Source organism: Methylobacterium sp. 2A (assembly GCF_009806555.1).
Taxonomy (GTDB): domain Bacteria; phylum Pseudomonadota; class Alphaproteobacteria; order Rhizobiales; family Beijerinckiaceae; genus Methylobacterium.
The window spans coordinates 51553-64086 of the sequence record NZ_VUOK01000052.1 but is presented as its reverse complement, the minus strand read 5'-3'; the positions used below and the strand labels follow the sequence as shown (position 1 = coordinate 64086).

Annotated in this window: 11 protein-coding genes and 1 pseudogene; 9 read left to right on the top strand and 3 right to left on the bottom strand. The window is 71.2% G+C overall.

All coding sequences use genetic code 11. The features are described 5' to 3' along the window. Positions 1-307: 307 nt before the first annotated feature. Positions 308-1144 (top strand): porin family protein, encoded by an 837-nt coding sequence (locus FVE89_RS23070; protein WP_160536602.1) that lies wholly within the window; start codon positions 308-310, stop codon positions 1142-1144. Positions 1145-1263: 119 nt separating this feature from the next. Here FVE89_RS23070 and FVE89_RS23065 read toward each other — a convergent pair whose 3' ends face one another. The 3 genes from FVE89_RS23065 to FVE89_RS23055 form a co-directional block, all read right to left on the bottom strand. Next, positions 1264-1443, bottom strand: coding sequence for a hypothetical protein (locus FVE89_RS23065; RefSeq protein WP_160536601.1), 180 nt, complete (start codon positions 1441-1443; stop codon positions 1264-1266). Between the two features lie 77 nt (positions 1444-1520). Next, positions 1521-2855 (bottom strand): MFS transporter, encoded by a 1335-nt coding sequence (locus tag FVE89_RS23060; protein ID WP_160536600.1) that lies wholly within the window; start codon positions 2853-2855, stop codon positions 1521-1523. Between the two features lie 551 nt (positions 2856-3406). Further along, complete coding sequence (locus FVE89_RS23055) at positions 3407-4846, bottom strand: PLP-dependent aminotransferase family protein (RefSeq protein WP_160536599.1); 1440 nt, start codon at positions 4844-4846, stop codon at positions 3407-3409. A 358-nt stretch (positions 4847-5204) separates the two neighbouring features. Between FVE89_RS23055 and FVE89_RS23050 the strand changes: the two genes are divergently transcribed. The 8 genes and pseudogenes from FVE89_RS23050 to FVE89_RS23015 form a co-directional block, all read left to right on the top strand. Next, on the top strand, positions 5205-5687 hold the full coding sequence (locus FVE89_RS23050; protein WP_012317268.1) for an MSMEG_0572/Sll0783 family nitrogen starvation response protein: 483 nt from the start codon (positions 5205-5207) through the stop codon (positions 5685-5687). 64 nt (positions 5688-5751) lie between these two features. Next, entirely contained in the window at positions 5752-6840 is a 1089-nt protein-coding gene (locus tag FVE89_RS23045; protein WP_160536598.1) for a Nit6803 family nitrilase, read from the top strand. Beyond that, the gene (locus FVE89_RS23040; protein ID WP_160536684.1) at positions 6794-7894 is read left to right on the top strand and encodes an MSMEG_0568 family radical SAM protein; all 1101 of its coding nucleotides are present in this window, start codon (positions 6794-6796) and stop codon (positions 7892-7894) included. The genes FVE89_RS23045 and FVE89_RS23040 overlap by 47 nt, the downstream gene beginning before the upstream one ends. Next, on the top strand, positions 7891-8436 hold the full coding sequence (locus FVE89_RS23035) for an MSMEG_0567/Sll0786 family nitrogen starvation N-acetyltransferase (RefSeq protein ID WP_160536683.1): 546 nt from the start codon (positions 7891-7893) through the stop codon (positions 8434-8436). Before FVE89_RS23040 ends, FVE89_RS23035 begins: the two co-directional genes overlap by 4 nt. Then, positions 8433-9419 carry a sll0787 family AIR synthase-like protein gene (locus FVE89_RS23030; protein WP_160536597.1) on the top strand — a complete coding sequence of 329 codons (987 nt, stop codon included), beginning with the start codon at positions 8433-8435 and terminating at the stop codon, positions 9417-9419. The genes FVE89_RS23035 and FVE89_RS23030 overlap by 4 nt, the downstream gene beginning before the upstream one ends. Next, entirely contained in the window at positions 9416-10585 is a 1170-nt protein-coding gene (locus FVE89_RS23025) for an MSMEG_0565 family glycosyltransferase (RefSeq protein ID WP_160536596.1), read from the top strand. Before FVE89_RS23030 ends, FVE89_RS23025 begins: the two co-directional genes overlap by 4 nt. Positions 10586-10623: 38 nt before the next feature. Then, on the top strand, positions 10624-11892 hold the full coding sequence (locus FVE89_RS23020) for an MSMEG_0569 family flavin-dependent oxidoreductase (protein WP_160536595.1): 1269 nt from the start codon (positions 10624-10626) through the stop codon (positions 11890-11892). A 33-nt stretch (positions 11893-11925) separates the two neighbouring features. Then, a pseudogene (locus tag FVE89_RS23015) lies at positions 11926-12129 on the top strand (transporter); the annotation flags it as partial. Positions 12130-12534 lie beyond the last annotated feature (405 nt).

The following is a 12534-nucleotide window of genomic DNA, read 5'->3' as shown; positions in this document are numbered from 1 at the left end:
AGACGACAACTTGCGATAGGATTTCTCGGGTGCGCGGCCCTCCGGACCGGACATTGTATCGACCTACCCAGAAGAGCGCGCGATCGAACGCATGAACAAAATATAAAGAGTCCGTGCCGCGGCAGAGATCCCTTAATAGTTCCACCTCGTCCAATCGAGTCGGCGCCATGATGTGCTCCAGCGCACTTTTCGGCTGTGGGGTTCGGGGGCTCACCCACGCTGTTGCATTCCTGCACTATCGCCGGAACGCATCCTGACGTTCTTGTCGCCCGGCACACATCCCGCCCAACGGGAGACAGAGGACCCGATGATCAAGAAGCTTCTTCTCGCGAGCGCCGCCACGGCTCTCCTGACCGGCGCCGCCTCGGCCGCCGACCTGCCGCGCCGCGCCGCCCCGCCGCCGGTGTTCACCCCCGTGCCGGTGTTCACCTGGACCGGCGCCTACTTCGGTATCAACGCCGGCTACGCCTTCGACGCCTCCAGCCGCTCGACCGGCTCGAGCTTCGGCGTGCCCTTCCCCTACGCCGCCCCCGGCACCGTCGCCACCTTCCGCGACCGCAGCCAGGACGGCTTCTCCGGCGGTGGCCAGATCGGCTACAACTACCAGTTCACCCCGGGCTCCGGCGTGGTCATCGGCATCGAGGCCGACGCCCAGTACCTCGACTTCGGCCGCAACCGGAACAACGCCTTCATCAGCGGCGCCGTGGCTCCGGGCTACTACGTCACCGACCCGCGCGGCCTGTCGAGCCTCGACTACTTCGGCACCGTGCGCGGCCGCCTCGGCTACGCCTTCGACCGCACCCTCGTGTACGGCACCGGCGGCTTCGCCTACGGCTCGGGCTCCTCGGATCGCTCGTTCGGTGGCTACGCCGGCAACGACAGCTTCCGCACCGGCTACGCGGTCGGCGGCGGCATCGAGTACGCGCTCCCCACCGACTCGTTCCTGAACTTCTTCCGCTCCTCGGCCGTGACGCTCAAGGTCGAAGGCCTGTACGTCAACCTCGACCACAACAACCGCAACCAGGGCGCGTTCGTCATCAACGCCGCCAACAACTTCCCGGTCGTCTACAGCGGCGTCGGCCGTCGCTCCGACGAGTTCGCCGTCGTCCGCGCCGGCCTGAACTACAAGTTCGGCTCGTACTGAGAGCCCCCGACGGGAGCGGCGGACCGGCCTGCCGGTCCGCCGCTCTCCCGGGCTGACGATCGGCGAGGCCGCTTCCGCGAGGGGGCGGCCTCGCTGCGTGTGGATGAGGTCCTATCCCGTCACGGACCGCCCGCGAGGGCGCCCGCCACCACCATGATCAGCGCCTCAAGATCGATCCGACCCGCGATCCGCGCGTAGCCCGGCTCCGACAGATCGACCGTCGGCGCGGGATCCTCCGCCTCCGCCTGGCGCTTCAGCTCCGCCAGGATGGCGTCGCGCACGGTGGTGTTCAGATCCATGACATCGGCTCCTGGCTCGGCCGCGCGGCGGCGACACCGGGCTAACCGGAGGTTCGCCGCACCGGTTCGCGCGGCGATCAGGCCGCCGAGGGCCGGCGGGCGCCCGCCTCCGGCTGCGGGGCGCGGCCCGGCACGAGCGACAGGGCGGCCGAGAGCAGCGCGAAGGCCACCAGGGGCAGGAGGCTCAAGGTGAAGCTGCCGGTCCCGTCCCTGATCGCGCCGATCAGGTAGGGGCCGAGGAAGCCGCCGAGATTCCCGACCGCGTTGATCGCCGCGATGCTCGCCGCCGCGGTGGCGGGGGGCATCTGCTCGGTGGCGAGCGCCCAGAACGGACCTTTCAGCATGTAGACGCCGACCGCCGCCACGGTCAGCGCCGCGACCACCGGCCCGAGCCCGGTGAGCACGGTGCCGCCCGCGAGCCCGAGCGCCAGGACCAGGAAGGAGAGCGCGAGGTGCCAGCGCCGCTCGGCCATCCGGTCGCTGTGCCGCCCCCAGAGGATCATGGCGACCGATGCGAAGCCGTACGGGATGCTGTTCAAGAGGCCGGTCTCGACATTGCCGAGGCCGAAGCTCTTGACGATCTGCGGGGTCCAGAACGAGAGCCCGTAGCTGCTCGCCGTCGAGCCGAAATAGATCGCCGCGAACAGGGCGAGCCGCCGGTCGCGCAGGATCTCCCACAGGGGCGGCTTGGCCGCCTGCCCGCGCTTCGCGTTGCGCGCCGCCTCGGCCCGGAGCTGCCGCTCCAGCCAGTCGCGCTCGGCCGCGGGCAGCCAGGCCGCGTCGCGGGGGCCATCCGGCAGCAGCCACAGGACCGCGACCGCCATCAGCACCGCCGGCAGCCCTTCGAGGATGAACAGCCACTGCCAGCCCGCGAGCCCCAGCCCGGTCACGTTGAGGAGCGCCCCCGAGATCGGCGAGCCGAGGAAGGACGAGATCGGGATCGAGATCATGAAGATCCCGATGATCCGCGCCCGGTAGGCGGAGGGGAACCAGTAGGTGAGATAGAGGATCACGCCGGGGAAGAACCCGGCCTCGGCGAGCCCCAGCAGGAAGCGCAGGCCGATGAACGACCACGGCCCCTGCACGAGCGCCATGGCGGCGGAGATCAGCCCCCAGGTCGCCATGATCCGGGCGATCCACAGCCGCGCCCCGAAGCGCTCCAGCATCAGGTTGCTGGGGATCTCCATCAGGAAATAGCCGAGGAAGAAGATCCCGGCCCCCCAGCCGAACACGGTCGCCGAGAGGCCGACCTCGTGGTTCATCTGGATCGCCGCGAAGCCGACATTCACGCGGTCGAGGAACGAGATGAAGTAGGCGAGGATCAGGAACGGGACGAGCCGCCATCCGATCCGGCGCATCGCCGCGCGTTCCAGGGCGGTCTCGTCCGGGGAGCCAGTCGTCGGGCCAGTCATGGGGCCTGTCCTCGTCACGCGTCGCGGGGTCCGCGCGGATTCGAGGAACGCCGATCAGCGCCGCGACGGCGGCGTGACGGACCTCTCGGGCTTCCTCGCGGGCCGGTCATCTCTGGCGGTGACCTGTGCCGCTCCTGCTTAACCCGGCCCCGGCGCGGCTGGGAAGCGCGCGATACGGTCACGAGCCAGATCTGTTGACGGCTCGGAGGTCTTCGTACGCGGGAAGACCCTCGAAAACCGCCCCGCTGGCAGCCGTGCTCTGTCACGCCTCTGTTGTCGGATGGAGGCGGCGAGCTTGATACGGGCCTCGTCGGCGGTGAAGCGCCATTCGGCCCGGATGGCCGCCATACGCCACCCGCCATCGGACCCGGATCGAGACGTGGTGTTGAACGATTTGGCGCTGTGAGACTTGGCGCTGTGAGACTTGGCGCTGTGAGACTTGGCGCTGAGGCGCGCGCCGGCGATACGCTGTGCTTTCCGAGTCTCGCGCGCCGCACCGGGCGATTGCGCGGCGCCCGCCGGATGTCGGCGGAGGCCGCGTCGCCCCGGGATCAGATGTAGCTCGAGGCCAGCGCCGGTGAGCCCTCCAGCGCATGGGCGAGCCTCTCCAGGCCGTTCGTGATCTGCTGCCGGGTCGAGGGACCGCCGAGGCAGAGGCGGACCGCCTCCGGGGGCGTGCCCGTCACGCAGAAGGGATCGCTGGCGACGACGCCGAGGCCGGCCGAGCGGCCCTGGCTGGCGAAGGCCGAACGCGTCCAGCCCGCCGGCAGGGTGATCCAGGCGTGGAAGGCGTGCGGATCGGCCGTGTAGGCCTCGGGCGGGAGCAGAGCGGCCGCGAGGCGCTGGCGGGCGGCCGATTCGTCGCGGACGAACTGCACGATGGCCTCCGCGGTCCCGTCGGTGATCCAGCGCGTCGTCAGCGCCGTCGCGATCGGCGAGGCCATGACGGTCGCGGCCCGCAGGGCGCCGCCGAGCGGCAGGGCGGCCCGGGCGCTCGGGGCCACGAGATAGGCGAGGCGCAGGCCCGCGCCGAGGCACTTGGCGAGGCCGGCCACGTAATAGGTGATCTCGGGGGCGAGTTCCGCGAAGCTCGGCGGCGGCGTCGGGCAGATGCGCGCGTAGGCGTCGTCCTCGATGATGGTCACGGCGTACCGGCGCGCCACCGCGATGATGGCCTCGCGCCGCGACCGGGGCAGGGTCGCGGTGGTCGGGTTCTGCAGCAGCGGATTGAGATAGAGCGCCTTCGGGGCGGCCTTGGTGCAGGCGGCCGCGAAGGCGTCGGGATCGATCCCGTGCCGATCCATCGGCAGGCCGACGAGGCGCAGGCCCCGATGCGCCGCCATCGTCCGGATGCCCGGATAGGTGATGCGCTCGGCGCAGATCGTATCGCCCGCCCGCGCGACCTGAGCCAGGACGCCGAACAGGGCGCTGTGCCCGCCCGGGCAGATCAGCAGGCGCTCGCGCGTCGCGACGATCCCGCGGCCCCTGAGCCAGCGCAGGGCCGCCCCCTTGTCGTCGTCGGTCCCGCCGAAGCCCTGGTAGCGCAGCAGGTTGGCGAGGTCGCCGGACAGCTCCGCGAACGCATTGCGCATGCGCGCCTGCAGCGCCGGCTGGTCGGGCTCCGGCGGCAGGTTCATGGTGAAATCGACCGGCCCGACCCGGCTCGCCCGCACGGGGCCGGCCGGTCGGGCCGACCGCGCCGGATCGACCACGAAGGTGCCCTGGCCGACGCGCCCCTCGATCAGCCCGCGCTTGTGCGCCTCGACGTAGCCGCGGGAGACGGTGGTGAAGTTCAGCCCGACCGCCTCCGCGAGGGCGCGCTGCGTCGGCAGGCGCATGCCCGGGCCGAGGCGCCCCGACCGGATGTCGTCCGCGAGGGCCTCCGCGATGGCGCGGTAATGCGGTTTGCCCCAGCGCTTGAGATCGGGGGTCCAGACATCCGCCGCACCGGTCCGGCCGTCCGGCTGCCCCTCCTGCCCCGTCGGCTTCATCGGTTCCGCGCCCGTACCATCAAGATGCGATCAAGACTTGATTGTATGGTCTGCAAGCGCCGTACCGCGCCGGTGGTTTCAGGTATTGGCGGAACAATCCATACAATTCATACAATCCGTGGTTCTTATAACGGCAGGTGGCGAGCTACCCGTGTGCAATCCGTGATGATGAAATGAGCGTCCGGGCGCGGATATCGGATCATCACCAGAGGAAATTGCATGGATATTTGTATGTATTCCTGGCCTGAGCATTGAATGCATATTCGCCCGAGATGAATTGGCATGTCGCTTGCCATTACAGGATCCGATCGCACGCAGCTTCCTCTGCCGCGGTCCAACCCATCGAGGAGCGTGAGCGATGCCAGCCGTGAACCGCGAACCGCACAAGAAGGGCGACGTCCTGGTCGATTACGAGGAGAAGGTCTTCGAGGACGTGAAGGCCGAGCCGGGCCAGAAGGCGCTCGTCACCTTCCACACCGTCGCGTTCGAGGGCTCGATCGGCCTCGTCAACCTGCTCCAGGCGACGCGCCTGCAGCGCAAGGGGTTCGAGACCTCGATCCTGCTCTACGGCCCCGGCATCACGCTCGGCGTCCAGCGCGGCTTCCCGCGGCTCGGCGACGAGGCTTTTCCGGGCCATCTCAACTTCAACAACCAGCTCGAGAAGTTCATGGCCGAGGGCGGCAAGGTCTATGCCTGCCGGTTCTCGACCCAGGCCCTCTACGGCCACGGCGAGGCGGCCTTCATCGAGGGCATCCGCATGATCAACCCCCTCGACGTGCTCGACTGCATCCTCCTGCACAAGCGCGACAACGCGGTGATCATCGACACCTGGACCGTCTGACGCGTGCGCATCGCAGCCGGCGGCCGCGCGTGACGCGGTCGCGGTTCCCGCCGGAGGATCATCCATGTCAGAGAGCCGGCCAGAGGCCCGGATCGTGCGGGCGGCCGCAATCCAGATCGCGCCGGACCTCGACCGGCCGGAGGGGACCCTGGAGCGCGTGCTCAACGCCGTCGACGAGGCCGCCGCCAAGGGCGCGCGCTTCCTGGTCTTCCCCGAGACCTTCGTGCCCTACTACCCCTACTTCTCCTTCGTCCTGCCGCCTGCGCTGCAGGGCGCGGAGCACCTGAAGCTCTACGAGCGGGCGGTCGCCGTGCCGGGGCCGGTGACGCAGGCGGTCTCGGCCGCCGCCCGCCGCCACGGCGCCGTGATCGTGCTCGGCGTCAACGAGCGCGATCACGGCTCGCTCTACAACGCGCAGCTGATCTTCGACGCGGACGGCGCGCTGAAGCTCAAGCGCCGCAAGATCACCCCGACCTACCACGAGCGCATGATCTGGGGTCAGGGCGACGGCGCCGGCCTCGCGGTGGTCGAGACCGCGGTCGGCCGGGTCGGAGCGCTGGCCTGCTGGGAGCACTACAACCCGCTCGCCCGCTACGCCCTGATGGCGCGCCATGAGGAGATCCACGCCGCGCAGTTCCCGGGCTCGCTGGTCGGCCAGATCTTCGCCGACCAGATGGAGGTGACGATCCGCCACCACGCCCTGGAGGCAGCCTGCTTCGTGGTCAACGCCACCGGCTGGCTCACCGACGCGCAGGTCGCGCAGGTCTGTCCCGACGAGCGGCTGCGCGGCGCCTGCCGGGGCGGCAACTGCACCGCCATCGTCTCGCCCGAGGGCAAGCACCTCGCCGAACCGCTCGGCCCCGGCGAGGGCATCCTGATCGCCGACATGGATCTCGCGCTGGTGACCAAGCGCAAGCGGATGATGGATTCGGTCGGCCACTACGCCCGGCCCGAACTCCTGAGCCTCCGCCACGACGACCGCCCGGCCGCGTTCGTGCATCAGCCGGCCGGCGCGCAGACAGCCTCCCGGAGCCTCGACCATGAGCAGCAGCCCGTTCCTGACGAGCCCGCCCCCCGCTTCGCCGGTCGCGACGGGGCTGATCGGGATGCCGACGGAGCGGCTGATCAACGCGTTGCAATCCTACGGCGTTAGGCTGGCCGACAGCCGCGCCGGAGCCCCGAGCCGCCGCGGCGGGGCCGGTCCGTCGGACCACAAGGCCATGACGATCGCGGGCCGCACCGTGATGGTGCCGGTCCATACCGCGACCGCCTTCGACTCGCCCTTCCTCGTGCGCCGGCCGGACGCCGACGGGGTCGCGGTGATCGAGCACGAGGGCGTCGTCATCGGACGCGCCACCTTCCCGGGCAAGCCCCGCTTCTACGGGCTCTCGACCTTCGACGGGGTGCCCTATTCCAAGATCGCCGTACTGCACGGGCGCGACGTCCTCGCCACCACGGTGCTGCAGACCTGCATCCGCTACGCGAGCCGGACCAAGACCTGCCAGTTCTGCTCCATTGGCCAGTCGCTCGCCGCCGGACGGACCATCGCGCACAAGAGCCCGGCCCAGCTCGCCGAGGTCGCCCGCGCCGCCGTGCTGCTCGACGGCGTGAAGCACATGGTGATGACCACCGGCACGCCGAACGCCACCGACCGGGGCGCCGCCCTGCTGTGCGAGAGCGCCTTCGCGGTGAAGGAAGCGGTCGATCTGCCGATCCAGGCCCAGTGCGAGCCGCCGGACGACGACCGCTGGTTCGAGCGGATGAAGGCCTCGGGCATCGACGCGCTCGGCCTGCATCTCGAGGCCGTCACCCCCGAGGTCCGGGCGCGGATCATGCCCGGCAAGGCGAGCGTCCCCCTGGAGCGCTACTTCGACGCCTTCGCGGCCGCCGTGCCGGTCTTCGGGCGCGGCCAGGTCTCGACCTACATCCTCGCCGGCCTCGGCGACGCGCCGGAGGCGATCCTCGCGATGGCCGAGCGCCTGATCGGGATGGGCGTCTACCCCTTCGTGGTGCCGTTCGTGCCGATCTCCGGCACGCCGCTGGAGAGCCACCCGGCCCCCGGCGCGGATGTCATGCACGCGATCCTGCAGCCGCTCGCCGCCCTGCTGGGCGCCGCGCACCTGCGCGCGACCGACATCAAGGCCGGCTGCGGGCGCTGCGGTGCCTGTTCGGCGCTCTCCACCTACGAGCGCGCGGGGGCGGCCTGATGTTCGACCCCGTGCCGCCCTACCGGCCGAACAGTTTTCACGTGAAATTAGCGATGGCGTGCTGGGAGCGTCGCGCCTGCGCGGCCCTGCGCCGCCAGGTCTTCTGCACCGAGCAGGGCCTCTTCGACGGTGACGACCGGGATGCCGTCGATGCCGACGCCATCCCGATCTGCGCGCTCTCGACACTGGGCGGCGACGCCGACGCCGTCGTCGGCACCGTGCGCATCCACGAAGTCCCGGAGCGTCCGGGCGCGTGGTGGGGCTCGCGCCTCGCGGTCGCCAAGCCGTTCCGCAGCACCGCCGCACTCGGCACCGGGCTCATCCGGGTCGCGGTCTGCTCGGCCCATGCGCGCGGCTGCACCCGCTTCCTGGCGCATGTGCAGGAGGCGAACGCCCCACTGTTCGAGGCCCTGCGCTGGACGAGCCTCGCCGCTCTCGACCTCCACGGGCGGCCCCACCGCCTGATGGAGGCGGACCTCGCGGCCTATCCGCCGATGCACGATCCCGAGCACGGCCTGATCACGCTGCGCAGGGCCGCGTGACCGCCGGCCCCGACATCCGGGCCCTGGCCCGCCAGATCCGTGACGCACGCGGGGTCGGCCACAAGCGCGACATCGACGCCGTGGTGGCACGGCTCGGGCTGGGGAGCCGGCACGCTGCGGTCCCGGTCGGCGACGATTGCGCGGCGATCCCGGACGGGGAGGGATACCTGCTGCTGGCCATCGAGGGCTTCCTTGAGGGCTTCGTGGCCGAGGATCCGTACTTCGCCGGCTATTGCGGCATCATGGTCAATCTCAGCGACGTCGCCGCCATGGGCGGGCGCCCGCTCGCGGTGGTCGACGCCCTGTGGAGCCGGGATGCCGGGGCGGCGGCCCCGATCCTGGCCGGCCTGTCCGATGCCGCCGCGCTCTACGGCGTGCCGGTGGTGGGCGGCCACACCAACACCCGCGCGACCGCCGGCAACCTCGCGGTCGCCGTGCTGGGGCGAGCGGGCCCGCGCCTGCTGACGAGCTTCGACGCCGCGCCCGGGGACGACCTCGTCGCCGCGATCGACCTGCGCGGGCGGTTTCGCGAGCCGCATCCCTACTGGGACGCCGCGACGGGCGCGCCGGGCGGCCGGCTGCGCGGCGACCTCGCGCTGCTGCCGGGGCTCGCCGAGGACGGCTTGGCCCGGGCCGCCAAGGATATCAGCATGGCCGGCCTCGTCGGCACGGCGCTGATGCTGCTCGAATGCTCGGGCGTCGGCGGCGTCATCGACCTCGACGCGATCCCGCGCCCCGACGACGTCCCGCTCGCACGCTGGCTGACGGCCTTCCCGAGCTTCGGCTACCTCGTGAGCGTGCGCCCCGACCAGACCCAGGCGGTGCTCGCGCGCTTCGCAGCGCGCGGCATCGCGGCATCCCGGATCGGGCGCCTCGATGCGAGCCGGGTCGTCCGGGTGCGGGATTCTTCGCCCGACGAGGCCGTGGTCTGGGACTTCGCGGCCGGCCCGCTGATCGGCTGCGGCCGGGACGGCACCCCGTGAAAAGCCTGCGCGTCGCCATCCTGACCCATTCCACCAATCCGCGGGGTGGCGTCGCGCATGGCCTCGCCCTGGCCGAGGCCCTGTGCGCCCTGGGCCACGAGGCGGTGGTCCACGCCCCCGACCCGTCCGGACGCGGCTTCTTCCGGGAGGCGGCCTGCCCAACCGTGTCGGTGGCGGCGCGGCCGGTCGTGGGTTCGACGGTCGCGCTCGTGCGCACGCGCATCGACGAGTACCTGCGCCACTTTGCGACACCGGCGGCCCGCGACTTCGACGTGTTCCACGCCCATGACGGGATCGGCGGCAACGCCCTCGCGACCCTGACGCGCCGGCGCCTGATCCCGGGCTTCGTCCGCACCGTCCACCACGTCGATCGCTTCGCCGATCCGGTTCTGGCGGATTGGCAGGAGCGGTCGATCCGGGAGGCCGGTCGCCTGCTCTGCGTCAGCCGGCTCTGGGCGGACTGGCTCCGGGACGAGCGCGGCACGGAGGCCGGCATCGTCGGCAACGGAGTCGACCTGTCGGTGTACCGCGAGGCGCCGGCAGAGGCCGACGCCGCCCTGCGCGATCGCTGGGGGCTCGGCCCGGGGCCGCTCGTCCTGAGCGTCGGCGGCTTCGAGGAGCGCAAGAACACCCTGGGCATCATCGCGGGCTTCGCCCGGCTGCACGCCCGCTTTCCGAATGCGCAGCTCGTCGTCGCCGGGGGCGCCTCGCTCCTCGACCACGCGGCCTACCGCGCCCGCTGCCGCGCCGCCCTCGACGCAGCGGGCCTGACGCTCGGCCCGGGCGCGGCCGTCATCGAGACGGGTCCCGTGCCGCAGGACGCGATGCCGGCGCTCTACCGGAGCGCGGATCTCCTGGCCTTCCCCTCCTGGACGGAGGGGTTCGGCCTGTGCGTGCTGGAGGCCATGGCGTGCGGCACGCCCGCGATCGTCTCCGACCGGGCGCCGTTCACCGAATACCTCGCGCCGACCGACGCGCTGTTCGTCGATCCCGCCGCCCCGGACGCCCTCGCCGACGCCATGGCGGCGGCCCTGGTGCCGGAGATCCGCGCCCGGCTGCGCGCGGCCGGCCGCGCCCGGGCCGCCACCCTGTCCTGGCGTGCCTGCGCCGAGCGCCACCACGCGGCCTACACGGCTTGCGCCCGGCGGCAGCCGATTCCCGCCTGAACCCGCCCCTTCGCACGAACCGTCCCGGAGTTGGCGCCATGACCTCCCCGATCCGTCACGTTCCCGTCGCCATCGTGGGCGGCGGCCAGGCCGGCCTCTCGGTCAGCTACCACCTCAAGCAGCGCGGCATCGACCATCTCGTGTTCGAGAAGCGGACCGCCGCCCATAGCTGGGCGACGCAGCGCTGGGACACGTTCTGCCTCGTCACGCCGAACTGGCAGTGCGACCTGCCGGGCCATCGCTACGACGGACCGGACCCGGACGGGTTCATGAGGAAGGACGAGATCGTCGCCTATCTCAAGGCCTTCGTGGCCAAGGTGGACCCGCCGATCCGCGAAGGCGTCGCGGTCACCCGCGTGGTGCGGTGCGAGGACGGCCCGTTCTCGGTCCAGACCTCGGAGGGCGCCTACACCGCCGACGAGATCGTCGTCGCCTCGGGCGGCTATCACACGCCGATCATCCCGCGCATGGCCGAGAAGCTGCCGGGCGCGATCACGCAGATCCACGCGAATCAGTACCGCAACCCGGCCCAGCTGCCGGACGGCGACGTGCTGGTCGTCGGCTCCGGGCAATCGGGCGCGCAGATCGCCGAGGATCTGCACCTCGCCGGGCGCCGGGTGCATCTGGCGGTGGGCGACGCGCCCCGCTGCGCCCGCTTCTATCGCGGGCGCGACGTCGTCACGTGGCTCGCCGATATGGGCTATTACGAGATGACCGTCGAGAACCATCCGCTGCGCGACGGCGTCCGCGACAACACCAACCACTACGTGACCGGCCGCGACGGCGGACGCGACATCGACCTGCGCCGCTTCGCGACCGAGGGCATGCGGCTCTACGGCGTGCTGGAGGATTATGCCGAGGGCGCCCTCCGCTTCCGCGACAATCTCAAGCGCTCGCTCGATCAGGCCGACCGGACCTACAACAGCATCAACGCGGCCATCGACGCCTACATCGCGGAGAACGGGATCGCGGCGCCGGAGCAGGCGCCCTACACGCCCGTCTGGGAGCCGGGCGAGCCCGTCGCCGCGCTCCCCCTCGAAGGCTCCGGCATCACCGGCCTCGTCTGGTGCATCGGCTTCACGCCGGATTTCCGGTGGCTCGACGCCTCCGTGTTCAACGGCGCGGGCCAGCCCAAGCACCGGCGCGGCGTGACCGCCGAGGCCGGCATCTCCTTCATCGGCCTGCCCTGGCTGAACACATGGGGCTCGGGCCGCTTCGGGGCGGTCGGCCGCGATGCCGAATACCTCGCGCAGGTGATCCAGACGCGCGTCGGCGCCGGCGGTGCCGCCATGACGGGCGCGGTCTGAGGTCGGCCATTTCGGCATCAGCCCGTACAGCGCGGCGGCCTGATCGGCTACGACGTCAAGGCCTTCACCGTGCAGGCCTACCTCGCCCGCGATGTCGTGACCGGCGCGCAGTCCACCAACGCATGGGGCCTGAGCCGCGATAACGACTCGACGGATGGCTGGGTGCGGTTCATCATCCCGCTCCACACGCCGCCCGCGGCCGCACCGGCCGTCGCACCGCTGGTGCGCACGGGCTGAGTGACAGGAACACGCGCCGCGGCCCGTCGGGGAGCGCGGCGCCGACGGAATCGAAGTGCAAATCCTTCCCAGGGTCTTCGCTTCGACAGGGGCCGAGCGGCCCGGTCTCAACAGCTAAACCCGCTCGGCCCCGCCTTCCTTGAGCGCATCGCCACGCCGATCTGCCGGACAGCCCGGGTGAGTCGCAGAGGCCGCCGCCGGATAAACGCGGTCGGGCGGGTCCCGGCGGCGTCTGGCCATCGCAGCGCGAGCGGCGCCAGCCGACGTGTTGCATTTCTGCCCGTCGCCCGCCGTTTATCCGGCCGCCGGCCGGCCACGCCGACGATTCATCGCCCAGCACTGTACTGCTTTCGCAATCTTTCATTGCGCACAATACGGATATATTTAATAATTATCCAATCACGA

Coding starts and splice junctions, on each gene's coding strand:
- FVE89_RS23045 (WP_160536598.1), top strand. CDS start 5,752: ATGTCAGAGAGCCGGCCAGAGGCCCGGATCGTGCGGGCGGCCGCAATC.
- FVE89_RS23055 (WP_160536599.1), bottom strand. CDS start 4,846: ATGAAGCCGACGGGGCAGGAGGGGCAGCCGGACGGCCGGACCGGTGCG.
- FVE89_RS23040 (WP_160536684.1), top strand. CDS start 6,794: ATGCCGACGGAGCGGCTGATCAACGCGTTGCAATCCTACGGCGTTAGG.
- FVE89_RS23060 (WP_160536600.1), bottom strand. CDS start 2,855: ATGACTGGCCCGACGACTGGCTCCCCGGACGAGACCGCCCTGGAACGC.
- FVE89_RS23070 (WP_160536602.1), top strand. CDS start 308: ATGATCAAGAAGCTTCTTCTCGCGAGCGCCGCCACGGCTCTCCTGACC.
- FVE89_RS23050 (WP_012317268.1), top strand. CDS start 5,205: ATGCCAGCCGTGAACCGCGAACCGCACAAGAAGGGCGACGTCCTGGTC.
- FVE89_RS23065 (WP_160536601.1), bottom strand. CDS start 1,443: ATGGATCTGAACACCACCGTGCGCGACGCCATCCTGGCGGAGCTGAAG.
- FVE89_RS23020 (WP_160536595.1), top strand. CDS start 10,624: ATGACCTCCCCGATCCGTCACGTTCCCGTCGCCATCGTGGGCGGCGGC.